We start from the raw sequence: 26,537 nt of genomic DNA, 5'->3' as shown, positions 1-26,537 counted from the left end.
TATTACTCTTCCAACTCTTTTTTGGTAAAAGGAAGAGCAGCTAAATTTTCCTTGGTAAGAATTTTTTGTTTGATAAAGGATTTGAGATTAACAAATAAAGTTAGCTCATCCATATTTTGAAACGGAATATCTTTAGGGGCTATCGATTCTAAAATTTGCTTTGCCTGATTGCCTACTTTTAAGCCTATATCTTTTTCTTGCACCCCTACCGCAATGGTTGCTCCGCTAATTACCGACCCTTCATCCGAGGCAATAATAGGAATATCCCGTTTAAAGGCTTCTTGCTTTAAAATATTTATACCGCTAACTATTAAATGATCTTTTAAAATCACAAAGCATTGTGTATTTTCGGGAGCATTCTTTACAGCTACTGGTAAGTCATTTAGGTTCTGTACCATTTTAAGATTTAATGAGATATTATTTTTCTTCGCATAGCTTTCCATTTCCTCTACTTCCGATATAACTTTCTCGCTACTGCTGTAAATTAAAGTGATATTTTGTAGGAAAGAAAGTTTATTGATAATATCGGTAATTTTTATTTCATCATTAACACCAGTAACCAAGGGAAGATTTTTATTATCAATCTTAGCTGCCGCACAAACAATCGGTTTATTAGGGATATGTGAAATTACAGTTTGACAAGCAGATGTACCGATCGGAATTATTACGTCAATATCTTGGTCTTTAATTTGTTTTATAATAGCAAGTAAAATATTGGAATCAGCATGGGCATTTTTCACTATAATTTTTGCATCTATAGCTTTAAGTGATTCTTCAATGCCTGCTACGATTTGAGTCATTGCTGCATGTTCAAGCGGAATAATAACAGCGACGTTTTTTTGAGTCGCATAAACTGATAAAGTGAAAAATAATGAAAATAAAAGAGAGAAGACTCTTAAGAAAATATTAAGGCATGACATTTTAATATCCTATATTAAGTTATAATTTAATAATTGAGCAGTGGGCATAATACACCCATAACGTAAAAATATTATCTACGCCAACGCCAATTTTGTATTAAACTAATAACTTTCAAAGATATCATAAATAATTTAACATATTATTTTGTATTGTAATTACTAGCAGCATTTTAATATTTTGTCAATAGCTGGTTCTTGGTTGTAGCTTGACATAATCACCATAAGCCATTATCTTAAATAAGAAATTTATAAAAAGGATTTTATTATGAAATATTTAATAATTTTATTTGCTGCTTTGGCTTTAACTGGCTGTTCTAATCAAAAAAACACCAAGTCAAAAGAAGTAATGCAAGCTGATGGTGATCCAAGCTATGCTATCATGAGAACAGTCAACGATACTAATAGAAATATTTCTAGTACTGTTTCAACATTGCCAAATCCTCCTGTTCATTAAATGCTTACTATTATCTCATCCGCTAAAACTCTTAATTTTGAGCCAATAGCTTTTAAAGGGGAGCTAACCTCCCCTGCTTTTCCCAAAATAACAAATCAACTACTTTCTATAGTTAAAAATTATTCTGAAGCTCAACTATCTAAAACTATGGATATCAGCGAGAAATTGGCACATTTAAATAAAGAAAGATTTCAGAATTTTGAGAAGCAAGACAGCAAAGCAGCTATTTTTGCTTATGCAGGTGATGTTTTTAATAATATACAATCAGAAAATTTAAGCGAAGATGCAGTAAACTTTTTACAATCGCATTTGCTTATCATATCAGGGTTATATGGAGCTTTAAAGCCGCTCGATGCTATCAAACCTTATCGGCTTGAGATGGCAACAAAGTTAAATGAGATAAATGATTTGAACAAATTTTGGCAAGATGAGATTACAAATTATATTAATCAGACGCTTGAGCATCATAAACATAAATATTTGCTTAATCTTGCATCGCAAGAATATTCATCTGTAATAAATCAGGATAAGTTAAAATATCCTATAACTAAACAACCCTCAGCTATAAGCTGAGGGGTTATAAAGTGGAATCGATTAGAAATCGATCATCATTCACAGGTTCACCTTCCTGTTCATCAATATAGTGCTGTATCATTTCATCAGTTATATTACCTGAACTGACTGCCATATAGCCCCTAGCCCACAAATGATTGCCCCAAAATTGTTTTCGTAAATGAGTAAATTCTTGCAATAAAATTCTTGAGCTAATGCCTTTTAAATACTGTACTAACTTGCTAAGAGATATTTGCGGCTTATATGAGATAAACATATGTACGTGATCACATGATATTTTCCCTGAAATTATATGTACTTCATTCCATACAAATCTGCCTCAGTAAATCTCTAGTCCTTTCCGATACTTTGCCTATCAATATTCTCTTCCTATATTTTGGTATCCATATAAGATGCACTTTTAAATCATACTGACTATGACTATTCTTCCTATAACTTCTCATATTTCTTGATATAAATTCATTGCTAAAGCAATTTCATTATATCTTCCCTTCGCCTAAAGGCGAGGGATTTTTGATCCCCGAAGGGGGACATTAATATTCATTTTAAAGAAAATAGAAATGGTAAGTTAGCAACTATTGGGATAAATGCTAAAAAAGCTCGTGGAAATATGGTAAATTTTATTGCCAATAACCTAATCGACTCCCCTGATCTACTTAAAGAATTTTCGTATTTGGGTTATAAATATAGCTCTAAAGATTCATCAAATAGTGATTTAGTATTTGTAAAATAGGGATCTTTTCCGTCATTGCGAGCGAATGAAATGAGCGTGGCAATCTCATGAAACAGTACTAAGAACTCCTGAGATTGCTTCGTCGAAACTTTCAGTTTCTTCTCGCAATGACGAGAAAATTGATCCATACCGCAATGCGACAATCATCAACAAGTTTCGTAAAATATTCTCTCTAATTCCTCTAAACGCTGTTCTATTTTTTCAATATCTTCTTCTGTTGTGGGATTTTCTAATAAATGTGCGATTTCGTCTTTTAGCTTATTTACTTCTTTTTCAACAAAGGCTAATACGATTTCATAATTAGATTTTTTATTTTGATTTGACATTCGATGACTCCCGATTAATTAAAAGCACCGAAGAGTAAAATCCTTGGTGGTCGGGGAGGTAGAAAAACTGCCCAAAGTCAGCTACCATAGGTTTTAAGCTTAAAGCAAAGCTCTAAGTTCTGAACATGCCTACGATCTCCCCCGACCTTAATAAAGTCGAGGATTACATCATTTTACGGGTTGATGCCTACCACTTAGGGTTTAGAGTTTCTACACTCCTGAAAAGCCGTGATAGCTCCGGTTATGATTCTATATATGAATACTGAAAAGTCAATAGGTTATGGGAGGAATGTTAAATAGTACCAGACAGTTTTTATTCGATTTTATGCCCTCTTAAGGCTTGCCCAACGTGGATCGGTTTTACAACTGTGTCATCCCCGTGGCTTGTCCACGGGATGACTACCTTAGGGCATTTTTCGAGCCATGCAACAACATCGATCAAGTTGCGGAATGAAGGGAAAAACTAATCCACGCAGGCAATGCCGCCACAGGAAGACATATAACCATAAAAAATGAGCAGTAGACGAAGTTTAATTCGGAAAAGAGGAATCGGTCTTGAAGCTGATAACCGCAGCGTACTTAACATACGTGAGGATTATCAGCAAAAAACAACGACACCAATTTTTCAAATTAAACGAGTATACTAAATAGAGCAAGCGTTGCTACTATAATCATCATCCTCACGGATAAATTTTTGCTTTACCTTAGAGTTATTATTATAAGGTTTATTATTTTTAACTGGTGCTACAGGTTCATAGTTTGAAACTGGAGGTACATAATTTTGATTTGCTGTTGCATTTGGACAAGTATATTTTGATATATCACGCTTAGTTTCTCTTAGCATTGCCTTTATCTGGTCTAGCTCTTCTTGCATTTTTCTTTCTTTATCAGTATTGTCCTTTCTAACTTTCTTATTGGCTTTACTTAAAGTCATATTATCATCGTCTGAAGATTCACCTGATTCAGCTTTATATTTTTCCATATCTCGTCTAATCATTTTAAGGTATATCTCACGATTTCTTTTGACGGGATCAATTTGCTCCCCTCTTAACGGATTATCATAATCGTCATCGTCATCCTCTGGATCGTCAAGATTATCTTCAACTATATTCTTTTTAGCTAAACTAATATATTTATTATTATATAAAGGTTTTCTTTTACCACCTTTAAAACCTTTACTATCAACTAACCTATTATTTGCAGATTTTTGGAAGTAACCTCTAAAGCTATCAGTACAACCTGACAGCACAAAAACACCTAAAAATAATATTATAATTTTTTTCAACATATATTATTCCAAAACTTCAATTAGATTTATTTATATAACTTGACAAATTATCTTTAAAAACAAGCCATATGAAAAAGTCTATTATGATTAATGCCACATAATAATCAAACTTGCAAGAATAAAGAGCTTATATTGTTTAAATTAGCTCTTCTATTAGGTTACTTAGCAACTTATGACCCTCTTTTCTTCTTTTTAATAGATTTTTCGAGGTATTTTCTAGTATCTTTGGATTACTTATTAGTTTAAACATTTTTTCGGCTAATTTTTCACTTGATATATCATCTTGCTTCATGCACCAACCACATTTCTCATCTTCTAATAATTTTGCATTATGATATTGATGATTATCGGCAGCACTTGGCAGCGGAATAAAAATTGCTGGCAACCCTATATAAGTTAGCTCTTCTATAGTAGATGCTCCAGCTCTTGAAATTACTAAATCAGTATTTTTATATTGATTTGCCATATTATCAAAAAATTCAGCTAATTCGTAATTAATATTTAAATTTGAGTATATATTTTTTATTTTTACTTGATCCTCAAGTGCTGCTTGCTGAGTTATATGCAGTTTAAGATTTGGCTGCTTTTGCATTAAAGCTTTGATGCTTTCAGGTATTAACTCCGAAAATAATTTAGCTCCTTGACTGCCGCCAAAGATAAAAATTTTAAAGGTACGGTCTTTGTCATTTCGTCGCTTGACCACCGAATCCAAGCCTCTAATATTCTTTCTAACTATCCCCCCAGTAACTACTGTTCTATTCTTTACAACTACAGGCAAGTTTTTAGTATTTTTATAAGAAATTGCTATTTTCTTAGCAAAATTTGCAAAAAATCTATTAACCTTTCCAAGATAAGAATTCTGCTCATGAATTACAATCGGCACTCTTAGAAAAATTGCTGCAAACATTGAAGCAACAACCGGATAACCACCAAATCCTACTACAGCAGAGGGAGAAAGGCTAAATAACAATTTAATAGCTTTAAAAATAGCTAGCGATAATAACGGCAAGAATAATAAAATATTTTTTGGTCGTTTTAAATCTATGACATGAAAAATTAATCCCGTATCATGATTTATATACTTCTCACACCTTAAATCCGTAATAAAATGAACTTCATATTTTCTTTTTATTAACTCCTCCCCAAGAGCAACTGCTGGAAAAAAATGCCCACCTGTTCCACCTGCCACTAAAACTATCTTTTTCATATTTCTATTTTATTTATCTTGTACGAATCAAGCGGCGTTCGGTATTTAGTAAAGCCAAGAAGCATACCAGTAGCTATAGCAATTGCAAGCGTTGAAGAGCCGCCATAGCTAATAAAAGGCAGCGTCATGCCCTTAGTAGGTAATAAATGCAAAGTCACGCCCATATTAATTATTGCCTGAAGCCCTAATTGTGCAACAATACCGCTAGCAGCAAATTGGACGAATTTATCTTGCTCATTTAACAGCTTAGCAAGACTTCTAAGTACTATAAACGCAAATATACCTATAACTATAAGGCAAATAATAGCTCCAAATTCTTCCCCAGCAACGGCAAAAATAAAATCAGTATGTGAATCAGGTAGCACCTGCTTTACTGCCCCTTCCCCTGGACCTTTACCATATAAACCACCATGCTCAAAAGCTTTCAGAGACTTGCTAACTTGATAATTCTCACTACTATCAGGATCTAAGAACAAGTTAATCCTTTGCGTAACGTGCGGTAACCAAAAATATGCAATAGTTACTCCTATCATTCCTAAAAAACCCGCTAGAACAATCCAAAATATCGGCATACCAGCAATAAAAAGCTGAATACCAAAAACTGCCGTAATCATCACAAGCATTCCAAAATCTGGTTGAATGATTAAGAGAATAGCAACAATAAAGTAAAGTATAGAACAAACTGTAAAGCTTGGGAAATCATCATTAAATTTTAACGATAATATCCAGCCTGTAACGACTGCAAAAAATGGCTTAATAAACTCTGACGGCTGAATAGATAAGCCAGCAATATTAATCCACCTAGTTGCTCCTTTCACTTCATAACCGAAGAATTTAACAGCGATCAATAAAATTACACTAGCTATAAAACCCAATATGGCAAAACGCTTTAACCATTTTTTATTAAAGCATGAAAATAACAATATAAGAGCTGAGGCAGCTGTTAGATAAAATACTTGCCTAGATGCAAAATAATTTTCTTCAAGCCCTATTCTACTTGCTACTGCTGAACCTGAAGTAGTCACAAGCATTAAGCTAAAAGCAAATAAAATAACTAAAGAAATAACTATTTGGCGATCGGTACTACGCCACCATAATTTTATAAAATTATTCGATATTTCGTTATTCATATTGTAGTTATGTAATTTCTATTTATGTTGTTGCATTGATCAGTTTTAACATCATTACTAGAAAATTACGGAGTAATCCAGTTAAATAATAAAACGTCATTGCCAAGAACATAGCGATTCAGCAATCTTATAAGACATTTTCATAAGATTACCAAATCGAGACCTCTCCTCGCAATGACGATTAGGTATCCGCATAAAACAATGCTTTTGTAGAACAATTTAGTTATTGTGCATATATTGTAGTTCCTGTCAATTCAGCATAATAGTTTTCACCAAGATAGTTTTCAGAGTCATGATTTTGTTTATAACATCCTTGCACACTACAATCTTGAGTATATTTGTTATAATCACCTTCAATATAATCACGAGCATATTGTACTACCGATTGTACTACTGGAGCTACTAAATCCAATACATATTTTACTGCTGTATTATAAAATGTTGAAAAAATACCGTTATCATTTTCATCAACATTTACTTTTTTTTCTACATGCGTACTAGAAGAGAAAGGCTTTGGGAAAGCCTTTTCTATACTTTCTAGACTCATGTTTAAGAATGTGTCTACTATTGCTTCATCGTTTTTTATTTTCCCTTTTATTGATTTATCATTTTTTGTATTACTACTCTCAATCGTAAAAAATGCTGTAATAAATCCTAACATAAAAAACCTCTTTTTTAATTTTTAAATAGTTCTTTTAAGATCATAAGCTAATAAAATTATTAACTTGCTTATTAATATATTACATAATTTTAATATTAAATTATATTAACAAATCAATACTTAACAAATTAATTTTTTTAATAAGGCATTTTTGTCATAGGCACAAATAAGAGTATTATACAATCTAATAAACAATTCACCACGTTCTTCAAAATTTTTAAACTGATCGTATGAACTACAACAAGGTGCAAGTAAAATATTCTTTTCTGTCTCGTTATCCTTGCAAGCATCTTTATAAGCAAGTTCAAAAGCCTGTTTAAGATCATCACATATAACAAAATCTATTACATCTTTAGCAGTATTTGCAAATGTTTGTTTAGCTTGCCCATAAAAATAAGCCTTTTTGATTTTACTGAAATAAGGTTTTATTTCCTCAATACCACCCTCTTTAGCAATACCACCTGCAAGCCAATAAATATTATCAAGAGCTTTAATTGATTGCACGGCAGCTATAGAGTTTGTCGCTTTGCTATCATTGTAAAAATTTATACCTTTTGTACTACCTAAATACTGCATCCTATGCGGCAGTCCTTGAAAACTACTTATAGATTCAACAATTTTTATAGGCTCAAGACCTATTATTCTAGCAACTGCATAGCTTGCTGCAATATTCTCGCTGTTATGAATTCCTTGCAGACTCTTATTAGATATTAGTTTAAAACTAATATGCTCAAAGAAATTATCGGTAATTATATTATTAACTATTGATATACCTTTTTCAAGAATTTTAGTAACTGAAAAAGGGATTAGTTTAATATGATGTTTTTGCTGTAGATTTGTAAAAATTTCATGGCAATAATCATTATCAATATTAATTATCCCATAACTATCTTTATCCATACGATCAAAAATTTTAGATTTTGCTGTAATATAACCTTCCATATTTTTATGCCTATCTAAATGATCAGGAGTAATATTAAGAAGCACTGCTATTTTAGCAGCAAAAGTTTTCACTAAATCTAACTGAAAGGAAGATAACTCAAGCACATACCCATCCTTACTTGCTTTAGCTTGCAAAACTGGAACGCCGATATTACCAGCTAATGGATAATCTAAACCATTACTATTTAAGATATGACTAATTAAAGCAGTGGTAGTACTTTTGCCGTTTGTACCAGTCACAGCTAGGAGATTTAAACCTTTAGATTTTTCGAAAAATAAATCTATGTCGGAGATGATCGGGATATTAAAATTTTTTGCGGTCTTGACTATCTCGTGTGTTAGAGGAATCCCGGGACTTAATACAATTTTATCTAAATTTTGCCATTTTATATCAGATATGGGAATAATATAATTTTTACCGAATAATTTCTCAAACTTATCCCTATTTGCTTCTAGATCATCATAGGCAATTATATTACATTTGTCTTGCAACTCTTCGTAAACCGAAATACCAGTTTTACCAAGCCCAAAAACACCTATATTTTGTCTTTTATGGATAGTCATAAGTTAATTACACGATGTCATTCCCGCGTAGGCGGGAATCCAGTATAAGCGAGATAAATCGAGCTTTTATTTTCAAAAACTTACTGTATTTGTATTTTTTTCTGGATTCCCGCCTACACGGGAATGACATAAAACATTACTTAATATCTTTCATTAATGCTTGCTCACCCTCATTAAGGTTGACCTGATCATTAACATTATTATAAACTGCTTGATTGTTAGTTGGAACAGGTAAATAATAATGAGGTGGTACTTCTAAAGCCTTACTACGCTGAACTTGATACTCATTAGGACCAGCTGTTGATATCCCTACAGTTTCTTTTAATTTTTTATTACATGCAGAAGTAATTAATAAAACAGTAAATAATAAAAAAACTTTTCTCACTTTAATACCTTATAGATTATTTAGATTATATTTTATCGTTATCGCCTTGTGGAGCATTACGAATCTTTTCAGCCATAGCCTCAATTTGGGCTTTATCATAATTCTCTTTAGCTTTTTCTTCAATATTTTTTTTAGCACTATAATAATCTTCCAGTAAGATAATTACTCCAAGTGTAATAAAACAGTCAGCTAGATTAAATACTGGAAAGCTATAATCTTGATAATGGAAATGTATAAAATCAAAAACAGCTCCTCGAAAGGATCTATCAATTAAATTACCGATAGCACCACCAATTACAAAGCTATAACCAGCAAAGCCTCCTATGGTTTTGGAACTCATCATTAAATAATATAAATAACAAACAATAATCGTATTTGTTATTAAAAACACGATGTTACTATATTGATAATAATCACGCATTAAACCGAAGCTAATACCATAATTCCAAGTATACACCATATTTAAAAAAGAAGTGACCTTTAAGGTCAAGCCAGGCTTCCATCTTAGATTATTGATAAACCACCATTTAGTCAATTGATCAATAATCACTAATGTTATTATAATACGGCTACTACGAGCAAATGTTAGATATAATTTTTTAAATGATAGAATCATAATTATTTAGGGATTTTTATAAGGGAATGAAGAGAAGCTTTCGTCATTGCGAGGAGATGCACACAACATCGACGTGGCAATCTCATGAAACAGTAAGAGCTTCTGAGATTGCTTCGTCGCTATGCTCCTCGCAATGACGACTACCACAAAATGACACTAACACGTTATACCGAAACTTCAGCTACTTTATTAGCCTGCAAATCTTTATCAAGCTTAACATTCAAGGTTTTAACTTCTTTCTTAAACTGCTTGAATTTTTCTAATTTTTTTCCGCTTAATTCTACACCTGGTGTTGTTTTAACGGACATAGGATTAACGTGTTTACCATCAATTTTAACTTCATAATGTAAGTGCGGACCTGTAGCTCTACCGGTGCTTCCAACATATGCTATAATATCACCTTGTTTTACTAGGCTTCCTACTTTTAAACCTTTAGCAAAATTTGATGCGTGAGCATAGGCAGTAGATAACGTACCGCTATGTTTTATCTGGATAAATTTCCCATAACCTGATTTCCAACCTATTTCAGTAATAACACCATTACCCACCGAATATATAGGTGTTCCAGTCGGTGCTGCAAAATCAACCCCTTTATGCATTTTGGTATAACCAAGTATAGGGTGCTTCCTAATACCATATTGTGAAGAAACTTTTATAACTTTTAAAGGAGTTCTAAGCAAACTTCTTTTTACACTTTTACCATCTTCAGAAAAAAATGCATGATTATTTACATTATTATCATGTGAATAGCGATAAATATTATATTCTTTTCCTGAAAGATTTAACGAGACATATAAAATCTTACCGTGATGAGAAAATTTACCATCTTCCGTTACGTATTTTTCTGTTATAACAGTCGCAGTATCACCACTTTTTATTTGACGCTGAAAATCAATTTGATAAGCATAAGCATTAATAAGCTCTATTATATTATTATTTGACAAACCAAGCTTTTTAAGAGCAGACATAAAGTTTGACTCGATATTTACAGATGACTTAGCCACTGTTTTTGTTAAAGGCACGATAATTTCTGCAATTTTAAAATTATCATTCTCTCTTATTATTTCAATAGTCTTGAGTTTATCTATGGCTAAAATAATCTTATTAAGAAATACTGTTTCAGAAGTTAAATCCTCATCATCATTTTCGGTAATTTTTGTTTCATATTCAAAAGTAATTTGCTGCCCTATTTTGAGTGATGGCAATAATTTATTTTCTTTTATTAAGCTTAATATTTTTTCTATATCATTTCTTGGGATATTTTGACCGCTCAGAATAGAATTTATAGTATCGCCTTTTTTAACTGTTACTTCTTTAAATGAAATTGCTTCTTGAACTTCTTCAGCCTCAGGACGTACTAATGTTATAGATAAAGTATCATTCACATAGTTATTAACAGCAAAAGAGACAAATATAACTAATGCTATAAATAGTAATAGGGAAACAGAGGTAAGAACTTTTTTGAATCGTGCACTAAGATAAGGAACTGATAATACATCATCAAAATCGTAAGATAGCGTGTCGTTTTTCATTGATTACTTAGAAGTTATCTTGGTTTCGTTATTATTAATATGAACTATATAAATACAAATTACAATAAAAAATATAAAATAATTTAGTTTTAAATCGTTTTATTCAAAATACTTTTTGTTTTTATTTTATATTTTTTGTGTTATTAACAGTTAATTTTCTTTAATGTCCCCCTTCGGGGATCAAAAATCCCTCGCCTTTAGGCGAAGGGAAGATATAATGAAATTGCTTTAGCAATGAATTTATATCAAGAAATATGAGAAGTTATAGAAAGAATAGTCATAGTCAGTATGATTTAAAAGTGCATCTTATATGGATACCAAAATATAGGAAGAGAATATTGATAGGCAAAGTATCGGAAAGGACTAGAGATTTACTGAGGCAGATTTGTATGGAATGAAGTACATATAATTTCAGGGAAAATATCATGTGATCACGTACATATGTTTATCTCATATAAGCCGCAAATATCTCTTAGCAAGTTAGTACAGTATTTAAAAGGCATTAGCTCAAGAATTTTATTGCAAGAATTTACTCATTTACGAAAACAATTTTGGGGCAATCATTTGTGGGCTAGGGGCTATATGGCAGTCAGTTCAGGTAATATAACTGATGAAATGATACAGCACTATATTGATGAACAGGAAGGTGAACCTGTGAATGATGATCGATTTCTAATCGATTCCACTTTATAACCCCTCAGCTTATAGCTGAGGGTTGTTTAGTTTCTAATAATTAAAATTATGTTTAGATTATTCCTATTTTTATTAATTCTTACAAACTTCACTTCTTGTTCGTTTAATAATCAAGGTGTTAAACCATCAAAAATAGAATATTATGAAAATATTTCTTCGAATAAAAAATGTTTCCCAAATAGCAAAATAGTTTTGGTAGGAGGTTGTTTTGATGTGTTACATTATGGTCATCTAGAGTTTTTGTATGAAGCTAAAAAGCAAGGTAAATATTTAATCGTTGCTTTAGAACCTGATGAAACAATAATTAAATATAAAAAGCGTAAACCTATTCATAATCAGCTACAACGAGCAAAAATTTTAAGCTCCCTTACATTTGTTGATAAAGTACTTATGTTACCCGAGTTAAAAGGTTTTAACGATTATGCATTATTAGTGCAAAATATTTGCCCCTCTGTAATTGCTGTAACAAAATATGATCCTCAATTAACGAATAAACAAACTCAAGCTAAATTAATAAACGCTCAAGTAATAGAAGTTATAGATTTAATACAACACCCTGATATAGGTACATTTTCCACCTCAAACATCATTAATAGCATATAAAATTTATTTTATTTATCGATTTTTGCTTTAATTAAAATACATATCCATTTATATTAATATAAAAATAACTTGTATTATGTACTTTATGAAGAATGTTATTACTTTAATTGGCTTAGTTTTATTTAGTAGCTTTTGCTTTGCTTCTGAGCCTTTGCCTTGGCAAATGGGATTTCAGCCACCTGCAAGCCCGATCATGGAGGAGTTACATAAATTCCACGATTTCTTACTTTATATCTCTACTGCTATAGTTTTATTTGTTGCTGGATTGCTAGCTTTTGTATGTATTAGATTTAATGCAAGGAATAATCCCGTACCGGCAAAATTTTCGCATAATGTTTTAATAGAAATAATCTGGACTGTAATACCTATAATAATTTTAGTGATTATCGCCGTGCCATCTTTTAGAATATTGCGTCACGCCGAAAAAATACCTCAAGCGGACTTAACTATTAAAGTAGTAGGCTATCAATGGTATTGGCATTATATATATCCTGATCATAATGATATAGAATTTGATAGTGTTATGATCTCAGATGAAAATCTAAAACCTGACCAAAAAAGATTATTAGACGTTGATAATAGAATAGTAATACCCGAGAATGCTACAGTTAGGTTTTTAATTACAGCCGGTGACGTAATACATAGCTTTGCTGTTCCGTCTCTTGGTTTTAAAATAGATGCCGTACCCGGAAGAGTAAATGAAACATGGACAAGAGTCGCTAAAAAAGGTGTATATTACGGGCAATGCTCCGAGCTTTGCGGCATTAATCACGGCTTTATGCCAATTGCTATAGAGGTAGTAAGCAAAGAAGATTTCGATAATTGGGTTGCGAGTAAGAATAAAGTTGCCACAAACGATGAGAATTCAAAATTGGTGGCTAATTAATTATGTTTTTAATGTCATCCCGTGACTTGATCACGGGATCCAGCATAAAGCGAGATAAATCGAGCTTTTAATTTTAATAATATTATCCAAAGTAGTATGGTCTATATGAAAAAATTACTTTATAATTTTTAACTGGATCCCGTGTACAAGCCACGGGATGACAGAGATGGAACTAATTTATACAATAGAACGATGATACAATAGGTAATGAATCATGGTAACTAAAAAAATATATTAACACAAACAGAATAATAATTATGGATATAACTACTGAAGACCAAAACCACGATGACCATCACACTCCGCACGGCTGGAAGAGGTGGCTGTTTTCTACTAACCACAAGGATATCGGCATTATGTATATCATATTTGCCATATTTGCCGGAATTGTCGGTGGGTTGTTTTCGCTGCTGTTTAGGCTAGAACTTGCAATACCAGGCGGTACTTTTCTAAATCATGATTTCCAGTTATATAACGTGCTGATTACTGCACATGCGGTGATTATGGTGTTCTTTATGATCATGCCGGCTTTGTTCGGTGGTTTCGGTAACTATTTCGTACCTTTACTAATAGGGGCTCCCGATATGGCATTCCCACGCCTTAACAATATTAGTTTTTGGCTGCTAGTTCCGGCTTTCATCCTACTTATGGGGTCAGCGTTTGTTGACGGCGGACCAGGAACGGGCTGGACGCTCTACCCTCCTTTAAGTAGTATAAGCGGACATCCAGGAGCAGCTGTAGACATGGCTATTTTCAGTCTGCATTTAACAGGTCTTTCATCAATACTTGGATCAATCAACTTAATCGTTACTATCTTTAATATGAGAGCACCTGGGATGGGGTTATTTAAAATGCCATTATTTGTTTGGTCTATTTTAGTTACTGCATTCTTGATAATCTTAGCTATGCCGGTACTTGGCGGAGCTATTACTATGCTACTTACCGATCGTAATTTTGGTACTACTTTCTTTAAAACTGATGGTGGTGGTGATCCAGTATTATTTCAGCACTTATTTTGGTTTTTTGGTCACCCTGAAGTATATATCGTAATACTTCCAGGTTTTGGTATTGTAAGCCAAGTTATTTCTACTTTCTCACGTAAACCGATATTTGGCTATCAAGGCATGGTTGGAGCTATGGCAATAATAGGCTTTGTCGGGTTTATTGTATGGGCTCACCATATGTTTACAGTTGGGCTTTCTTACAACGCCCTAATATATTTTACTGCTGGCACAATGATTATCGCAATTCCAACAGGTATCAAAATATTTAGCTGGATCGCAACTATGTGGGGTGGCTCACTTACTTTCCCAACACCTATGCTATTCTCTATAGGATTTATTATATTATTCACGATTGGCGGCGTAACTGGCATAATCTTATCAAACTCGGCACTTGATAGAGTTCTGCACGATACATATTATGTTGTGGCACATTTCCATTACACGATGTCGCTTGGGGCTTTATTCACTGCATTTGCCGGCTTTTATTACTGGTTCGGTAAAATATCAGGCAAGCAATATCTAGAAATTTTAGGTAAAATCCATTTTTGGATTACCTTTGTTGGTGTTAATTTAACTTTCTTCCCGCAGCATTTCTTAGGGCTTGCAGGTATGCCAAGAAGAATACCGGACTACCCTGAAGCTTTTGCCGGCTGGAATATGGTTTCATCGATAGGAGCAGGAATTTCTATGGCGGCTGCTCTTTATTTTGTGTTTATCGTTTTTTATACGTTGAAATATGGCAAAGACTGCCCAAATAATCCTTGGGGTGATGGAGCTGATACGCTTGAGTGGACACTTACCTCCCCTCCTCCATTTCATACATTTGAAATACCACCGCATATTGAGGAATAATTTATGATTCTTAGAAGATTATTTGCTTTCTTAATTGACAAAATTATAATCGGAATGTTGCTATCATTGACTATAATATTTGCAAGAGACACTATAATAGAAATTGCTTTATTTTTTATTATTTCAGGATTTTACTTTTCTTACCTAGAATCTTCAAAAATACAAGCCTCTATTGGGAAAAAACTACTAGATTTAAGAGTAGTTCATCAAGATGGAACTACTCTTAAAGGTAGTGAAGCATTTATTAGATTTATCGCTTTTTATGTGATTAATTTAACTGGTATACTTTTTGAATAAGCATTATTATTATGGTGATGAGAGAAGATAATAAGATGCTTCATGATTTAGTGTTCGACACGCAAGTAGTAAAGTCATAATGACTAAACAACAATTACGTTTGCATTTCAAAGAGCTTTTAACAAAAAATATAGATAAAATAAATTCTGATTTAACAAAAACTTCTTTACTAAATCAAGTCAGTAATTTATTAAAACAGTTAAAAGTAAAGCATATTGGAATATATTACCCACTAAAATATGAAATCAACCTGCTTGAACTATTAAATATTCATCACAAAATAAAATTTTTTCTGCCTAAAATTATAAATAATGAAATAAAATATTGTGCTTATAATTATAATGATGAATTAGTTTTAGGGAGTTTTAAAACTTTAGAACCGATAAATAATGATTTTTATAAACCAGAATTGATAATTGTCCCAGGTCTGGCATTTAGTAAAGATAACTACAGACTCGGTTATGGTAAAGGACATTTTGATCGATACCTAAACAATAATAAAGATATATTAACTATCGGTGTTTGTTTAAAAGAACAAGTTATAGATAACTTTCCTGTTGAATTACATGATCAGAAACTTAATTTTATTATTTCTATATGAAAAATATGAATAGAAAACCTATAATAGGAATTACTCCTGATTTAGCTCAAAATTGTGAAAAATATACTATGCTGCCTTTCCTTGGTATGCATTACGTAAGAATTATACCGATGCAATAATTGAAGCTGGCGGCGTCCCTATGTTACTGCCATACCAAGCTGAAACAATAGATCATCTCATGGATTTTATTGATGGTGTTATATTACCTGGCGGTGATGAAGATATACACCCTAAATTTTATGAGCCTGAATATGCCGAAGATGTAGTAATTGCTAATGAAGAGCGTGATAATTTTGAAAGGCACCGTCAAGTTAAGTAAATTAGTGTCACAAAGTACTATATTTTTAGATTTCAGACAGCAAGAAGTCTTTGAGTAGCTTCATCCCAAATGGATTTAGCGGACGCAAATGCAATTCTTTGCTCAGATGCTGTTTTAGTATATCTTCCAACGGCACCGTCAAGTTAAGGGAGGTATAAATTAAGTATTGAGCAATTACAGGGAATGATTTATAGAATAGCAGTAACAATTTATCCTAGATTTTACCGCTATGCATATTACTCAAGCCCCGAATAGACATCGTTTTCCAGCAAGCATTATTAGCCATACAGTATGGTTATATCATCGCTTTAATAATAGTTACCGAGATGTTCAAGAGCAGATGGCTTATCGAGGTATTATATTAAGTCATGAGACTGTAAGGTTTTGGTGTTATAAGTTTGTAGTTTATTTTCAAGATGTTATTAGTAAGAGAGAGCGAAAGCCAACTGATAAATGGCATTTGGATGAGATGAATATCAAGATCAAAGGTGAAGTATTCATATTATGGAGAGCTGTTGACTCTGAGGGACATGAATTAGAAGTATTACTGCAGAAGCGTCGTAACAAGAAATCAGCTATTCGCTTTTTATCAAGATTATTGGGTCATTATCCATGTCCAAGGGTTATTGTGACTGATAAGCTAAAAAGCTACATTAAACCAGTTAGGTATATGTGTCCTAGGACTAAGCATCGTACCGATAAAAGACTAAATAATCGGATTGAGAATGCCCATCAGCCAACTAGGAGAAAAGAGAAGATACTGATTAAATTTAAGCATCCTAATTCAGCACAATGTACATTATCACTGATGGGAAAAGTCAGAAATATATTTGCTGTAAATGTTGGAAGATATACTAAAACAGCATCTGAGCAAAGAATTGCATTTGCGTCCGCTAAATCCATTTGGGATGAAGCTACCCAAAGACTTCTTGCTGTCTGAAATCTAAAAATATAGTACTTTGTGACACTAATTTACTTAACTTGACGGTGCCGTTGCATGTGTTGATGGTCTTAAGGGTTTTCCAGAGGCGATAAATAGCATTTTTCCAAAGACGATAGTGCAGTTGTGTATTGTTCATATGGTAAGAAATTCTGTAAAATACGTATCATACAAAGATCTAAAAGCGGTAACAGCTGATTTAAAAGCAGTTTATTCTGCAATAAATGAAGCAGAGAGATTAAGAGAATTACAAAACTTTGCCAAAAAATGGGATGAAAAATATCCAGTTATTTTTGACATATGGCAACGAAATTGGTCTGGCATAGCTCCATTTTTTAGCTTTCCGGAAGACATTAGGAAGGCGATTTACACTACTAATGCTATTGAATCCACTAACCGTCAAATTCGTAAAATTATTAAAAATAAAGGAGTATTTCCAGATGACAAATCGATTCAGAAAATAATCTTTTTGGCGTTGACAAATGCCTCTAAAAAATGGACAATGCCTATTAAGAATTGGGCGATGGCTTTAAATCAATTTGCTATACTTTGTGATACTAATTTACAAAATTGGGCAAATGGAGAAATCGTACTTACACAAAAAATCTGACAGACCCGAAAATTTATTTGTCTTGTGAACTAAGCTCTTTCGTTTTTTTGCTTTCAGGTAATAAATAGTTTTCTGTTGAAATCACTTTCTTACCGGTTTTATTTTCTAGAGCAACTCTAGCATTTTTAGCTATACCTCCACCTATCTTACTTGCAGCCTTATTTTCTTCCATCCCTGTTGCATTATTAGATTCGGCTATTTGACGGGTAGATAACTCAGCAAGAGCAGTAAAAACTAAACAACCCTCAGCTATAAGCTGAGGGGTTATAAAGTGGAATCGATTAGAAATCGATCATCATTCACAGGTTCACCTTCCTGTTCATCAATATAGTGCTGTATCATTTCATCAGTTATATTACCTGAACTGACTGCCATATAGCCCCTAGCCCACAAATGATTGCCCCAAAATTGTTTTCGTAAATGAGTAAATTCTTGCAATAAAATTCTTGAGCTAATGCCTTTTAAATACTGTACTAACTTGCTAAGAGATATTTGCGGCTTATATGAGATAAACATATGTACGTGATCACATGATATTTTCCCTGAAATTATATGTACTTCATGTTCCATACAAATCTGCCTCAGTAAATCTCTAGTCCTTTCCGATACTTTGCCTATCAATATTCTCTTCCTATATTTTGGTATCCATATAAGATGCACTTTTAAATCATACTGACTATGACTATTCTTTCTATAACTTCTCATATTTCTTGATATAAATTCATTGCTAAAGCAATTTCATTATATCTTCCCTTCGCCTAAAGGCGAGGGATTTTTGATCCCCGAAGGGGGACATTAATTCTGCCTCATTCATGTGATCACGTAAATTTTGATTTTTTAAACCTTTTATATTCTTATGCTCTTTAACACTTATATCTGCCCACGGCACCGTCAAGTTAAGTAAATTAGTGTCACAAAGTACTATATTTTTAGATTTCAGACATCAATAAGTCTTTGAGTAGCTTCATCCCAAATGGATTTAGCGGACGCAAATGCAATTCTTTGCTCAGATGCTGTTTTAGTATATCTTCCAACATTTACAGCAAATATATTTCTGACTTTTCCCATCAGTGATAATGTACATTGTGCTGAATTAGGATGCTTAAATTTAATCAGTATCTTCTCTTTTCTCCTAGTTGGCTGATGGGCATTCTCAATCCGATTATTTAGTCTTTTATCGGTACGATGCTTAGTCCTAGGACACATATACCTAACTGGTTTAATGTAGCTTTTTAGCTTATCAGTCACAATAACCCTTGGACATGACCCAATAATCTTGATAAAAAGCGAATAGCTGATTTCTTGTTACGACGCTTCTGCAGTAATACTTCTAATTCATGTCCCTCAGAGTCAACAGCTCTCCATAATATGAATACTTCACCTTTGATCTTGATATTCATCTCATCCAAATGCCATTTATCAGTTGGCTTTCGCTCTCTCTTACTAATAACATCTTGAAAATAAACTACAAACTTATAACACCAAAACCTTACAGTCTCATGACTTAATATAATACCTCGATAAGCCATCTGCTCTTGAACATCTCGGTAACTATTATTAAAGCGATGATATAACCATACTGTATGGCTAATAATGCTTGCTGGAAAACGATGTCTATTCGGGGCTTGAGTAATATGCATAGCGGTAAAATCTAGGATAAATTGTTACTGCTATTCTATAAATCATTCCCTGTAATTGCTCAATACTTAATTTATACCTCCCTTAACTTGACGGTGCCTATGAAAGCAGTAAAAAATGCTAAAGAAGCTAAAGAAGAAGTACGAGGTGCTACCAAACCTTTAACAGCTAAATCTACAACAAAAAAACTTCTAGAAAGTAAGCTCCAACCTAAAAAAACTAAGTCTAAAAGCAAAACTAAACAAAGAGGTTAGTAAAAACTTTTTGGGTCGATATCTATTTTTATATGACAAAAAGAAGGGATTTTAATCAGCTCTAACCAAAATTTTAAATATTTTTGCAGATTAAATTTTTTATCAGCAATAATAAGTATTCGAAAGCGATATTTACCAGCAAGTTTTGACATTAACGAGCTTGCTGGTCCTAAAATTTTCACCTGTGCTTCTGGAGCAATTCGTACCATGTTCTTAGCAACCTCTAAAATTTTATGCTCATTTGTGCCGGATAAAATTACTGATGCCATTTTTGAGAATGGCGGCATATCGGCAGCTTTCCGTACTTCTAACTCATTGACAAAAAAGTTATCTTCCTGCTCATCTTTAATATAACTAAAAATAATATTATCAGGATAATAGCTTTGTAAATATACCATACCTTTAGAATTTCCACGCCCTGCTCTACCCCCTACTTGATGAAGCAACTGAAAAGCCCTCTCACTTGATCTAAGATCAGCATGATTACTTCCAAGATCAGCATCGACTACTCCAACTAAAGTAAGATTTGGAAAATGATAACCTTTTGTTATCATTTGCGTCCCTATTAATATATCAATTTCTAAATTTTCCATTTGATGTAGAAGCTGAGCTATCTTTTCTGGATTTTTAACATGATCCTTACTTATTACAGCAATTTTACTATTTGGAAAAAGCGTTTTTGCCTCCTCCTCTATCCGTTCTATTCCAGGACCGCAAATAGCTAAAGATTCATCTTCTAAGCATTCAGGGCAAGAGCTAAAAATCTTACTTTGATAACCACAATGATGACATTCAAGCTTTTTGGAGTTTTTATGCACTACCATCCAACTAGAGCAATATTTACAAGTAAATCTATGACCGCAAGATTTACATAGCATTAAAGGGGCATAACCTCTTCTATTGAGAAATAAAAGCGTTTGCTCTTTGTTTTCTAGATTATTTTTTATGGCTTTTATTAAAATATTAGACAAATAACAATTTTTAGGTAGCTCTTCCTTTGTCATGTCAATCATTTCAATATTCGGTAAAACAGCGTTTTTATATCTACTACTTAAGTTAATTAAACTATATTTTCCTATATTGGCATTATACATTGTCTCAATAGAGGGCGTTGCCGAACATAAAACTATTTGTGCTTTATCAAACGTACTTCTAACTATAGCAGTATCTCTTGCATTATATAACACACCATCATCTTGCTTATAAGAATCGTCATGCTCTTCATCAATAACTATTAACCCAAGGTTTTTAAAAGGCAAAAACAAGCTACTCCTAGTCCCAATTACTATCTTAACTTTATCCTCTAATATACCTCTTAAAATCATTTTCTTTTGAGCTTTTGTAACGCTCGAATTCCATATTATAGGATCAAACCCAAAACGCTCCTTAAAACGATTAATAATTTGCGTGCTTAGTGCTATTTCTGGAAGCATCACAAGTGCTTGCTTACCTTTCGCTAAATATTCTGCTATTAGATGAAAATAAACCTCTGTTTTACCTGAACCAGTAACACCTTTAATAAGAATTGGTTTATTACTATCGTTTAATATTTGTAACGCCTGTTTTTGCTCTTCTGATAAATCAGGCAACGTAAAATTATTATTTATTTTCTGTTCTTTAACTTTAATTGGCTTTTCGGCTATATCTACTGGTAATACTAATTTAGTTATACTACCAAGCTCAGCCATGTAGTAATTACTCATCCATTTAATTAAGTCTAAAATTTCTGAAGTTATAGTTAAATTTAGTAGTACTTTTTCTTTTATGGTTTTTAGATTCTTTACTTCAGGAATATTAGCAAACTCCCATACTATGCTGGTTAATTCCTTATTTCTAAAAGGTACTACAACAAGATCACCTATATTTAATGATAAATCTTCAGGGATTAAGTAATCTAGAGGAAATAATTTTACTGCTGGTAATAATATTTTTACTACTCTCATAATACACTCAATAAATGAAAAATTAATAGACGAAGATCAACTTCAAAAAGAGCTAGGAGTTCATAAGACAAGGAACGGAGCGTATAATAATACGTGAGTACCGTAGTTCTTATAGAACGACAACGCCAATTTTTGAAGTTCATCGAGTATATAATTTGTTTTATATAATTTTTTTTTATTATATACTAAACTAATAAATTATAAAAACATCGATGAAAAAAATTATCATAGCAATTTCTGGAGCTTCAGGAGCAATATATGGTATTCGTTTACTTGAAGTATTAAAAGAACAGAATATCGAGACTCATCTAATTATTTCAGATGGAGCCGCTCTTACTATAAAAGCTGAAACTGAATATTCTATAGAAAAAGTAAAAGCTCTTGTAAATTATCATTATAGCAATAAAGCTATAGGAGCTGCTATTGCAAGCGGTTCGTTTAAAACTTCTGGCATGATAATAGCACCATGCAGTATGAGGACTTTAGCTAGCGTTGCTCATGCAATAGAAGATAATTTAATTACTAGAGCAGCAGGAGTAATATTAAAGGATAAAAGAAAACTTGTTTTAATGACTCGTGAAACTCCTCTGCATATAGGACATATTGAGAATATGCTGAAAGTAGCGAATTATGGCGGAATTATAGCACCACCAATGCCAGCTTTTTATAGCAAACCTAAAGAGATAGATGATATAGTAAACCACTCTATCGCTAGAGTTTTAGACCTTTTCGATATCGAAACTAATCTGATTAAAAGATGGAGTGGGCTTTAAGTGAAAATTAGTTAGTACTATTATTATTTTTGGTATAATATATAATTTTATGAATAGATGATATACATATGGTAAATAGTGCAAAAATAGCCAAGGGTGGTAAAATTTCTATACCAGCTTCATATAGAAAACAATTACATTTAAAAGAAGGTGATAAAGTAGTATTTATTCTTAAAGAAAATGAGATGATAATTTCTCCATTAAGCATAGCATTAAAAAAATCTCGTAATATTATTAATAAATATTACTCTCCTGAAGAAAGTTTAGTAGATAAATTAATTACTGAACGTAGAAATGAAGCAAAAAATGAGTAGTGTAATATTTGATGCCTCTGCTCTTTTGGCTCTAATAAAAAACGAGCCTACTAATCTAAAACTTGAAACATTCTTAGGTAATATATGCATGTCTTCTGTTAATATTTCTGAGGTATCCAGTATTTTATAGATAAAATATCCTATCAAGAATGTAAAGATACTATAGAACCATTAATTAATTCTATTATTGCATTTGATCAAGAACAATCTTTCCTTGCAGCAAATATCAAAAAACAAACTAAACATTTAGGTTTATCACTTGGAGATCGTGCATGTATTGCTTTAGGCTTAGCTACAGGCTATCCTGTATATACAGCTGATAAAGCTTGGGCTAAGCTACAAGTGAATTGTAAAATTATACTTATTCGTTAATCAATAAAAAACATATCTAAAAACAACAATGGCACGTAATAAAACAAACAACGATAAAAATATAGCTAACGATGAAGCAAATACTGTATTAGCAAGAGTTTTACCTTCAAATGTTCAGGCAGAACAAATGTTGATTGGGGCAATTTTAACCAATAACGAATTGCTAAATTATGTATCAGAATTTTTACGCAGTGAGCATTTTTTTGAACCTGTTCACCAAAAAATCTATAACGGAATTGAAGTAATTACCGAAAAAGGTTTAATAGCTACCCCTATAACATTACGTAGTATGCTAGCAAATGATGAGCTTTTTGCTGAAATGGAAGGAGCTGAATATTTAGCAAAATTAGTCACTATGTCAATGATGGTAATTAATCCTATTGACTATGGTAAAATAATATATGATTTAGCAATAAAACGTTATTTAATAAATATCGGTGAAGAAGTAGTAAACGACGCATATAATTCTTCTTTAGAGTTTGAAGCAAAAGAACAGATTGAACGAGCTGAATCTAAGCTTTATGATTTAGCTAGCGAAGGGATAAACGAAAAAAGCTTTACCAAAATTGCTATACCTATTTCAGAGTCGATTGCTAGTATAAACAGAGCAATGAAAAATAACGATCATGTGATAGGTATATCTACTGGCTTAATTGATTTAGATAGTAAACTGTTTGGTTTTCATAATTCTGATCTTGTAATTCTTGCAGGACGTACTGCGATGGGTAAAACAGCCTTTGCCTTAAATTTAGCTTTAAATGCTTGCAATAACATGCTTCTTAGAAATAAGCGTGATAATCAAGAAGTGCAATCTGTGGGATTTTTCTCTCTAGAAATGTCCTCCGAGCAGCTTACAACACGTTTGCTTTCAATGAGTGCAGGAATTGACTCTACTACTCTTCGTACGGGAATGATTAATGAAGCAAATTATAATCGTCTTCGCAAAGAAGCCATAGCTTTATCAGAATTATCATTTTTTATTGACGATACTCCTGCCTTAACTATTTCAGCTATAAGAAAACGTGCTAGAAGAATGAAACGCAAACACAATTTAGGTATATTATTTGTCGATTATTTACAATTAATTAGAGGTGTAAGTAAATCCGATAATAGGGTTAATGAAGTTTCAGAAATCACCCAAGGTTTAAAAGCTATAGCAAAAGAATTAAATATTCCTGTTATTGCGTTATCTCAGTTATCAAGAGCCGTAGAGCTTCGTGAGGATAAAAGACCTATGCTATCCGATCTTAGAGAATCAGGAAGTATTGAACAAGATGCCGATATAGTTATGTTTATTTACCGAGAAGAATATTATCTAAGTAGAAAAGAGCCAGCAGCAAGCGACCCTAAACATGCCGAAAAATATGCTGAATGGCAAGATAATATGAGTAAAGCACATAATATTACCGATATTATAATTGCAAAACACCGTAGTGGTCCTGTTGGAAATGTTCAACTTTTCTATGACAGTCAATATTCTAAATTTGTTAATCTAGAAACAAAATATCCAGTGCATCCGAGATAATAATTGTATAAAACTCAAGGTTATCTAGTGCTTGACCGAGCTATATATACTGCTAATAAATGAAGAGTTGGATAGACGAAGTTTTATTTGGAAAAGAGCAAGGCGGCTTGAAGCTGATAACCGCAGCGTATACTTAATACGTGAGGATTATCAGCAAAAGACTTTGTCGCCAATTTTTCAAATAAAACGAGTATACTTATAAAATACCAATAATCGTATTAGTAAGTTCATATCCCATAATAAATATTCCGATAATTACTGATATAACAATTAAATGTTTCTTTTTTAGTTCAGGATAATAAAAATTTTTTATTTTTGCTTTATACAATAAGTAAGTAGGCAATAAAATTGCAATTATTACCAGTATCATACCAGCGAATCCTAAAACTGTAATAAAAGCATTAGAAATTAATATTGTTATAATATAAGCTGGTAATATAGTAGTAGAAGCAGCTATTATATCACGAATCCTTAATTACACTTTAGGTTTGAAAAACTTACTTTAAGAGAATCACATAGACCTACACCTACACCAATTACTGAGGTAGCTATAGCCAAAGTAGAAATTATCCACACTAGCAATTGTACGGACTGCCATTTTGCTATACTGCTTAATTCTTTAACTAACTCTCCTACTTCAACATTGCCTACAACCATTTGTTGATAAAATACCGGATTTTCATGATGGGCACCGTCAAGTTAAGGGAGGTATAAATTAAGTATTGAGCAATTACAGGGAATGATTTATAGAATAGCAGTAACAATTTATCCTAGATTTTACCGCTATGCATATTACTCAAGCCCCGAATAGACATCGTTTTCCAGCAAGCATTATTAGCCATACAGTATGGTTATATCATCGCTTTAATAATAGTTACCGAGATGTTCAAGAGCAGATGGCTTATCGAGGTATTATATTAAGTCATGAGACTGTAAGGTTTTGGTGTTATAAGTTTGTAGTTTATTTTCAAGATGTTATTAGTAAGAGAGAGCGAAAGCCAACTGATAAATGGCATTTGGATGAGATGAATATCAAGATCAAAGGTGAAGTATTCATATTATGGAGAGCTGTTGACTCTGAGGGACATGAATTAGAAGTATTACTGCAGAAGCGTCGTAACAAGAAATCAGCTATTCGCTTTTTATCAAGATTATTGGGTAATTATCCATGTCCAAGGGTTATTGTGACTGATAAGCTAAAAAGCTACATTAAACCAGTTAGGTATATGTGTCCTAGGACTAAGCATCGTACCGATAAAAGACTAAATAATCGGATTGAGAATGCCCATCAGCCAACTAGGAGAAAAGAGAAGATACTGATTAAATTTAAGCATCCTAATTCAGCACAATGTACATTATCACTGATGGGAAAAGTCAGAAATATATTTGCTGTAAATGTTGGAAGATATACTAAAACAGCATCTGAGCAAAGAATTGCATTTGCGTCCGCTAAATCCATTTGGGATGAAGCTACTCAAAGACTTCTTGCTGTCTGAAATCTAAAAATATAGTACTTTGTGACACTAATTTACTTAACTTGACGGTGCCGTTCCCTCTGTCATGCCGTGGCGGCATTGCCCGC

33 protein-coding genes and 6 pseudogenes are annotated in these 26,537 nt (G+C 32.6%); 18 read left to right on the top strand and 21 right to left on the bottom strand.

Annotation, left to right across the window (positions count from 1 at the left end):
• Window positions 1-2: 2 nt before the first annotated feature.
• Complete coding sequence (locus BA173_RS06280) at window positions 3-920, bottom strand: ABC transporter substrate binding protein (protein ID WP_016948325.1); 918 nt, start codon at window positions 918-920, stop codon at window positions 3-5.
• A gap of 262 nt (window positions 921-1,182) precedes the next feature.
• Here BA173_RS06280 and BA173_RS06275 point away from each other — a divergent pair, with 262 nt between their 5' ends.
• Window positions 1,183-1,374 (top strand): hypothetical protein, encoded by a 192-nt coding sequence (locus BA173_RS06275; protein ID WP_068041308.1) that lies wholly within the window; start codon window positions 1,183-1,185, stop codon window positions 1,372-1,374.
• Window positions 1,375-1,920 (top strand): annotated as a pseudogene (locus BA173_RS06270) (YaaA family protein); the annotation flags it as partial. It lies immediately after the preceding gene.
• Between the two features lie 31 nt (window positions 1,921-1,951).
• On the opposite strand, the gene tnpA (BA173_RS08755) reads toward BA173_RS06270, so the two are convergent.
• The gene (tnpA, locus tag BA173_RS08755; RefSeq protein ID WP_250638355.1) at window positions 1,952-2,203 is read right to left on the bottom strand and encodes an IS200/IS605 family transposase; all 252 of its coding nucleotides are present in this window, start codon (window positions 2,201-2,203) and stop codon (window positions 1,952-1,954) included.
• A 43-nt stretch (window positions 2,204-2,246) separates the two neighbouring features.
• On the bottom strand, window positions 2,247-2,390 hold the full coding sequence (locus tag BA173_RS08750) for a transposase (protein WP_250638356.1): 144 nt from the start codon (window positions 2,388-2,390) through the stop codon (window positions 2,247-2,249).
• 89 nt (window positions 2,391-2,479) lie between these two features.
• Between BA173_RS08750 and yaaA the strand changes: the two are divergent.
• A pseudogene (gene yaaA, locus BA173_RS06260) lies at window positions 2,480-2,680 on the top strand (peroxide stress protein YaaA); the annotation flags it as partial.
• Window positions 2,681-2,826: 146 nt separating this feature from the next.
• Here yaaA and BA173_RS06255 read toward each other — a convergent pair.
• The 9 genes from BA173_RS06255 to BA173_RS06215 all read right to left on the bottom strand — a co-directional run bounded on the left by BA173_RS06255 (window position 2,827) and on the right by BA173_RS06215 (window position 11,331).
• On the bottom strand, window positions 2,827-3,006 hold the full coding sequence (locus BA173_RS06255) for a hypothetical protein (RefSeq protein WP_016948327.1): 180 nt from the start codon (window positions 3,004-3,006) through the stop codon (window positions 2,827-2,829).
• Window positions 3,007-3,649: 643 nt separating this feature from the next.
• Entirely contained in the window at window positions 3,650-4,294 is a 645-nt protein-coding gene (locus tag BA173_RS06250) for a hypothetical protein (RefSeq protein WP_016948328.1), read from the bottom strand.
• A 136-nt stretch (window positions 4,295-4,430) separates the two neighbouring features.
• Complete coding sequence (murG, locus tag BA173_RS06245; RefSeq protein WP_016948329.1) at window positions 4,431-5,501, bottom strand: undecaprenyldiphospho-muramoylpentapeptide beta-N-acetylglucosaminyltransferase; 1,071 nt, start codon at window positions 5,499-5,501, stop codon at window positions 4,431-4,433.
• Window positions 5,498-6,631, bottom strand: coding sequence for a putative lipid II flippase FtsW (gene ftsW, locus BA173_RS06240; RefSeq protein ID WP_016948330.1), 1,134 nt, complete (start codon window positions 6,629-6,631; stop codon window positions 5,498-5,500). Before ftsW ends, murG begins: the two co-directional genes overlap by 4 nt.
• Window positions 6,632-6,854: 223 nt before the next feature.
• Window positions 6,855-7,292, bottom strand: a complete 438-nt coding sequence (locus tag BA173_RS06235; protein WP_016948331.1) for a hypothetical protein — start codon at window positions 7,290-7,292, stop codon at window positions 6,855-6,857.
• A 120-nt stretch (window positions 7,293-7,412) separates the two neighbouring features.
• Window positions 7,413-8,798 (bottom strand): UDP-N-acetylmuramoyl-L-alanine--D-glutamate ligase, encoded by a 1,386-nt coding sequence (gene murD, locus BA173_RS06230; RefSeq protein ID WP_016948332.1) that lies wholly within the window; start codon window positions 8,796-8,798, stop codon window positions 7,413-7,415.
• 136 nt (window positions 8,799-8,934) lie between these two features.
• The gene (locus tag BA173_RS06225; protein WP_016948333.1) at window positions 8,935-9,183 is read right to left on the bottom strand and encodes a DUF3035 domain-containing protein; all 249 of its coding nucleotides are present in this window, start codon (window positions 9,181-9,183) and stop codon (window positions 8,935-8,937) included.
• Window positions 9,184-9,208: 25 nt separating this feature from the next.
• Window positions 9,209-9,799: a signal peptidase II gene (lspA, locus tag BA173_RS06220; RefSeq protein ID WP_016948334.1), complete on the bottom strand. Its 591-nt coding sequence runs from the start codon at window positions 9,797-9,799 to the stop codon at window positions 9,209-9,211.
• Window positions 9,800-9,963: 164 nt separating this feature from the next.
• On the bottom strand, window positions 9,964-11,331 hold the full coding sequence (locus BA173_RS06215) for a M23 family metallopeptidase (protein WP_068041601.1): 1,368 nt from the start codon (window positions 11,329-11,331) through the stop codon (window positions 9,964-9,966).
• Window positions 11,332-11,585: 254 nt separating this feature from the next.
• Here BA173_RS06215 and BA173_RS08745 point away from each other — a divergent pair, with 254 nt between their 5' ends.
• From BA173_RS08745 to BA173_RS06180, 8 genes and pseudogenes are all read left to right on the top strand, one after another.
• Window positions 11,586-11,729, top strand: a complete 144-nt coding sequence (locus BA173_RS08745) for a transposase (RefSeq protein ID WP_250638356.1) — start codon at window positions 11,586-11,588, stop codon at window positions 11,727-11,729.
• A gap of 43 nt (window positions 11,730-11,772) precedes the next feature.
• Window positions 11,773-12,024, top strand: a complete 252-nt coding sequence (gene tnpA / locus BA173_RS08740; protein WP_250638355.1) for an IS200/IS605 family transposase — start codon at window positions 11,773-11,775, stop codon at window positions 12,022-12,024.
• A gap of 48 nt (window positions 12,025-12,072) precedes the next feature.
• Window positions 12,073-12,627 (top strand): adenylyltransferase/cytidyltransferase family protein, encoded by a 555-nt coding sequence (locus BA173_RS06205; RefSeq protein ID WP_068791216.1) that lies wholly within the window; start codon window positions 12,073-12,075, stop codon window positions 12,625-12,627.
• Between the two features lie 76 nt (window positions 12,628-12,703).
• On the top strand, window positions 12,704-13,513 hold the full coding sequence (gene coxB, locus BA173_RS06200) for a cytochrome c oxidase subunit II (protein WP_068041965.1): 810 nt from the start codon (window positions 12,704-12,706) through the stop codon (window positions 13,511-13,513).
• A 257-nt stretch (window positions 13,514-13,770) separates the two neighbouring features.
• On the top strand, window positions 13,771-15,369 hold the full coding sequence (ctaD, locus tag BA173_RS06195) for a cytochrome c oxidase subunit I (protein ID WP_068041962.1): 1,599 nt from the start codon (window positions 13,771-13,773) through the stop codon (window positions 15,367-15,369).
• Window positions 15,370-15,372: 3 nt separating this feature from the next.
• Window positions 15,373-15,666: an RDD family protein gene (locus BA173_RS06190; RefSeq protein WP_016948613.1), complete on the top strand. Its 294-nt coding sequence runs from the start codon at window positions 15,373-15,375 to the stop codon at window positions 15,664-15,666.
• A 79-nt stretch (window positions 15,667-15,745) separates the two neighbouring features.
• Window positions 15,746-16,267 (top strand): 5-formyltetrahydrofolate cyclo-ligase, encoded by a 522-nt coding sequence (locus BA173_RS06185; RefSeq protein ID WP_016948612.1) that lies wholly within the window; start codon window positions 15,746-15,748, stop codon window positions 16,265-16,267.
• 5 nt (window positions 16,268-16,272) lie between these two features.
• Window positions 16,273-16,565: pseudogene (locus tag BA173_RS06180) on the top strand (gamma-glutamyl-gamma-aminobutyrate hydrolase family protein); the annotation flags it as partial.
• Window positions 16,566-16,611: 46 nt separating this feature from the next.
• Here the strand turns inward: BA173_RS06180 and BA173_RS08005 are convergent.
• A complete protein-coding gene (locus BA173_RS08005) occupies window positions 16,612-16,794 on the bottom strand; it encodes a hypothetical protein (protein WP_157738098.1) in 183 nt (60 codons plus the stop codon).
• Window positions 16,795-16,815: 21 nt separating this feature from the next.
• Between BA173_RS08005 and BA173_RS06170 the strand changes: the two genes are divergently transcribed.
• Window positions 16,816-17,526 carry an IS6 family transposase gene (locus BA173_RS06170; RefSeq protein ID WP_095568327.1) on the top strand — a complete coding sequence of 237 codons (711 nt, stop codon included), beginning with the start codon at window positions 16,816-16,818 and terminating at the stop codon, window positions 17,524-17,526.
• Window positions 17,527-17,569: 43 nt separating this feature from the next.
• Window positions 17,570-18,136, top strand: a pseudogene (locus tag BA173_RS06165) (transposase); the annotation flags it as partial.
• 13 nt (window positions 18,137-18,149) lie between these two features.
• On the opposite strand, the gene BA173_RS06160 reads toward BA173_RS06165, so the two are convergent.
• The 5 genes from BA173_RS06160 to BA173_RS09035 all read right to left on the bottom strand — a co-directional run bounded on the left by BA173_RS06160 (window position 18,150) and on the right by BA173_RS09035 (window position 19,776).
• The gene (locus tag BA173_RS06160) at window positions 18,150-18,308 is read right to left on the bottom strand and encodes a hypothetical protein (protein WP_016948611.1); all 159 of its coding nucleotides are present in this window, start codon (window positions 18,306-18,308) and stop codon (window positions 18,150-18,152) included.
• 92 nt (window positions 18,309-18,400) lie between these two features.
• Window positions 18,401-18,841 carry an IS200/IS605 family transposase gene (tnpA, locus tag BA173_RS06155; protein ID WP_095568239.1) on the bottom strand — a complete coding sequence of 147 codons (441 nt, stop codon included), beginning with the start codon at window positions 18,839-18,841 and terminating at the stop codon, window positions 18,401-18,403.
• Window positions 18,842-18,863: 22 nt separating this feature from the next.
• The gene (locus BA173_RS08000; RefSeq protein ID WP_157738097.1) at window positions 18,864-19,031 is read right to left on the bottom strand and encodes a hypothetical protein; all 168 of its coding nucleotides are present in this window, start codon (window positions 19,029-19,031) and stop codon (window positions 18,864-18,866) included.
• Between the two features lie 41 nt (window positions 19,032-19,072).
• Window positions 19,073-19,384, bottom strand: coding sequence for a DDE-type integrase/transposase/recombinase (locus BA173_RS09040; protein WP_198387181.1), 312 nt, complete (start codon window positions 19,382-19,384; stop codon window positions 19,073-19,075).
• The gene (locus BA173_RS09035; RefSeq protein ID WP_095568325.1) at window positions 19,381-19,776 is read right to left on the bottom strand and encodes an IS6 family transposase; all 396 of its coding nucleotides are present in this window, start codon (window positions 19,774-19,776) and stop codon (window positions 19,381-19,383) included. Before BA173_RS09035 ends, BA173_RS09040 begins: the two co-directional genes overlap by 4 nt.
• A 21-nt stretch (window positions 19,777-19,797) precedes the next feature.
• On the opposite strand from BA173_RS09035, the gene BA173_RS07995 reads away from it, so the two are divergent.
• Window positions 19,798-20,028, top strand: coding sequence for a hypothetical protein (locus BA173_RS07995; protein WP_157738096.1), 231 nt, complete (start codon window positions 19,798-19,800; stop codon window positions 20,026-20,028).
• Here the strand turns inward: BA173_RS07995 and BA173_RS06140 are convergent.
• Entirely contained in the window at window positions 20,025-21,971 is a 1,947-nt protein-coding gene (locus BA173_RS06140; protein ID WP_068041896.1) for a primosomal protein N', read from the bottom strand. The two genes, BA173_RS07995 and BA173_RS06140, sit on opposite strands and share 4 nt — an antisense overlap.
• 212 nt (window positions 21,972-22,183) lie before the next feature.
• Here BA173_RS06140 and BA173_RS06130 point away from each other — a divergent pair, with 212 nt between their 5' ends.
• The 3 genes and pseudogenes from BA173_RS06130 to BA173_RS06115 all read left to right on the top strand — a co-directional run bounded on the left by BA173_RS06130 (window position 22,184) and on the right by BA173_RS06115 (window position 24,955).
• The gene (locus BA173_RS06130) at window positions 22,184-22,744 is read left to right on the top strand and encodes a UbiX family flavin prenyltransferase (RefSeq protein ID WP_068041899.1); all 561 of its coding nucleotides are present in this window, start codon (window positions 22,184-22,186) and stop codon (window positions 22,742-22,744) included.
• 68 nt (window positions 22,745-22,812) lie between these two features.
• Window positions 22,813-22,935: pseudogene (locus BA173_RS08930) on the top strand (AbrB/MazE/SpoVT family DNA-binding domain-containing protein); the annotation flags it as partial.
• A gap of 523 nt (window positions 22,936-23,458) precedes the next feature.
• A complete protein-coding gene (locus BA173_RS06115; protein ID WP_016948481.1) occupies window positions 23,459-24,955 on the top strand; it encodes a replicative DNA helicase in 1,497 nt (498 codons plus the stop codon).
• A 295-nt stretch (window positions 24,956-25,250) separates the two neighbouring features.
• Here the strand turns inward: BA173_RS06115 and BA173_RS08925 are convergent.
• A pseudogene (locus BA173_RS08925) lies at window positions 25,251-25,424 on the bottom strand (amino acid permease); the annotation flags it as partial.
• A 2-nt stretch (window positions 25,425-25,426) separates the two neighbouring features.
• The gene (locus tag BA173_RS08600; protein WP_016948484.1) at window positions 25,427-25,612 is read right to left on the bottom strand and encodes an aromatic amino acid transport family protein; all 186 of its coding nucleotides are present in this window, start codon (window positions 25,610-25,612) and stop codon (window positions 25,427-25,429) included.
• Window positions 25,613-25,740: 128 nt separating this feature from the next.
• Between BA173_RS08600 and BA173_RS06100 the strand changes: the two genes are divergently transcribed.
• A complete protein-coding gene (locus tag BA173_RS06100) occupies window positions 25,741-26,451 on the top strand; it encodes an IS6 family transposase (RefSeq protein ID WP_095568243.1) in 711 nt (236 codons plus the stop codon).
• The last annotated feature ends 86 nt before the right edge of the window (window positions 26,452-26,537 follow it).

It is taken from the genome of Rickettsia sp. MEAM1 (Bemisia tabaci), from assembly GCF_002285905.1.
Taxonomy (GTDB): domain Bacteria; phylum Pseudomonadota; class Alphaproteobacteria; order Rickettsiales; family Rickettsiaceae; genus Rickettsia.
This window is presented reverse-complemented; position numbering and strand designations above follow the sequence as displayed.

Bases quoted from the DNA above. Each gene is read 5' to 3' on its own strand.
- BA173_RS06280 (WP_016948325.1), bottom strand. From the start codon at position 920: ATGTCATGCCTTAATATTTTCTTAAGAGTCTTCTCTCTTTTATTTTCA.
- tnpA (WP_250638355.1), bottom strand. From the start codon at position 2,203: ATGTTTATCTCATATAAGCCGCAAATATCTCTTAGCAAGTTAGTACAG.
- BA173_RS08750 (WP_250638356.1), bottom strand. From the start codon at position 2,390: ATGAGAAGTTATAGGAAGAATAGTCATAGTCAGTATGATTTAAAAGTG.
- BA173_RS06255 (WP_016948327.1), bottom strand. From the start codon at position 3,006: ATGTCAAATCAAAATAAAAAATCTAATTATGAAATCGTATTAGCCTTT.
- BA173_RS06250 (WP_016948328.1), bottom strand. From the start codon at position 4,294: ATGTTGAAAAAAATTATAATATTATTTTTAGGTGTTTTTGTGCTGTCA.
- murG (WP_016948329.1), bottom strand. From the start codon at position 5,501: ATGAAAAAGATAGTTTTAGTGGCAGGTGGAACAGGTGGGCATTTTTTT.
- ftsW (WP_016948330.1), bottom strand. From the start codon at position 6,631: ATGAATAACGAAATATCGAATAATTTTATAAAATTATGGTGGCGTAGT.
- BA173_RS06235 (WP_016948331.1), bottom strand. From the start codon at position 7,292: ATGTTAGGATTTATTACAGCATTTTTTACGATTGAGAGTAGTAATACA.
- murD (WP_016948332.1), bottom strand. From the start codon at position 8,798: ATGACTATCCATAAAAGACAAAATATAGGTGTTTTTGGGCTTGGTAAA.
- lspA (WP_016948334.1), bottom strand. From the start codon at position 9,799: ATGATTCTATCATTTAAAAAATTATATCTAACATTTGCTCGTAGTAGC.
- BA173_RS06215 (WP_068041601.1), bottom strand. From the start codon at position 11,331: ATGAAAAACGACACGCTATCTTACGATTTTGATGATGTATTATCAGTT.
- BA173_RS08745 (WP_250638356.1), top strand. From the start codon at position 11,586: ATGAGAAGTTATAGAAAGAATAGTCATAGTCAGTATGATTTAAAAGTG.
- tnpA (WP_250638355.1), top strand. From the start codon at position 11,773: ATGTTTATCTCATATAAGCCGCAAATATCTCTTAGCAAGTTAGTACAG.
- BA173_RS06205 (WP_068791216.1), top strand. From the start codon at position 12,073: ATGTTTAGATTATTCCTATTTTTATTAATTCTTACAAACTTCACTTCT.
- coxB (WP_068041965.1), top strand. From the start codon at position 12,704: ATGTACTTTATGAAGAATGTTATTACTTTAATTGGCTTAGTTTTATTT.
- ctaD (WP_068041962.1), top strand. From the start codon at position 13,771: ATGGATATAACTACTGAAGACCAAAACCACGATGACCATCACACTCCG.
- BA173_RS06190 (WP_016948613.1), top strand. From the start codon at position 15,373: ATGATTCTTAGAAGATTATTTGCTTTCTTAATTGACAAAATTATAATC.
- BA173_RS06185 (WP_016948612.1), top strand. From the start codon at position 15,746: ATGACTAAACAACAATTACGTTTGCATTTCAAAGAGCTTTTAACAAAA.
- BA173_RS06170 (WP_095568327.1), top strand. From the start codon at position 16,816: ATGCATATTACTCAAGCCCCGAATAGACATCGTTTTCCAGCAAGCATT.
- BA173_RS06160 (WP_016948611.1), bottom strand. From the start codon at position 18,308: ATGGAAGAAAATAAGGCTGCAAGTAAGATAGGTGGAGGTATAGCTAAA.
- tnpA (WP_095568239.1), bottom strand. From the start codon at position 18,841: ATGAGAAGTTATAGAAAGAATAGTCATAGTCAGTATGATTTAAAAGTG.
- BA173_RS09035 (WP_095568325.1), bottom strand. From the start codon at position 19,776: ATGCATATTACTCAAGCCCCGAATAGACATCGTTTTCCAGCAAGCATT.
- BA173_RS06140 (WP_068041896.1), bottom strand. From the start codon at position 21,971: ATGAGAGTAGTAAAAATATTATTACCAGCAGTAAAATTATTTCCTCTA.
- BA173_RS06130 (WP_068041899.1), top strand. From the start codon at position 22,184: ATGAAAAAAATTATCATAGCAATTTCTGGAGCTTCAGGAGCAATATAT.
- BA173_RS06115 (WP_016948481.1), top strand. From the start codon at position 23,459: ATGGCACGTAATAAAACAAACAACGATAAAAATATAGCTAACGATGAA.
- BA173_RS08600 (WP_016948484.1), bottom strand. From the start codon at position 25,612: ATGGTTGTAGGCAATGTTGAAGTAGGAGAGTTAGTTAAAGAATTAAGC.
- BA173_RS06100 (WP_095568243.1), top strand. From the start codon at position 25,741: ATGCATATTACTCAAGCCCCGAATAGACATCGTTTTCCAGCAAGCATT.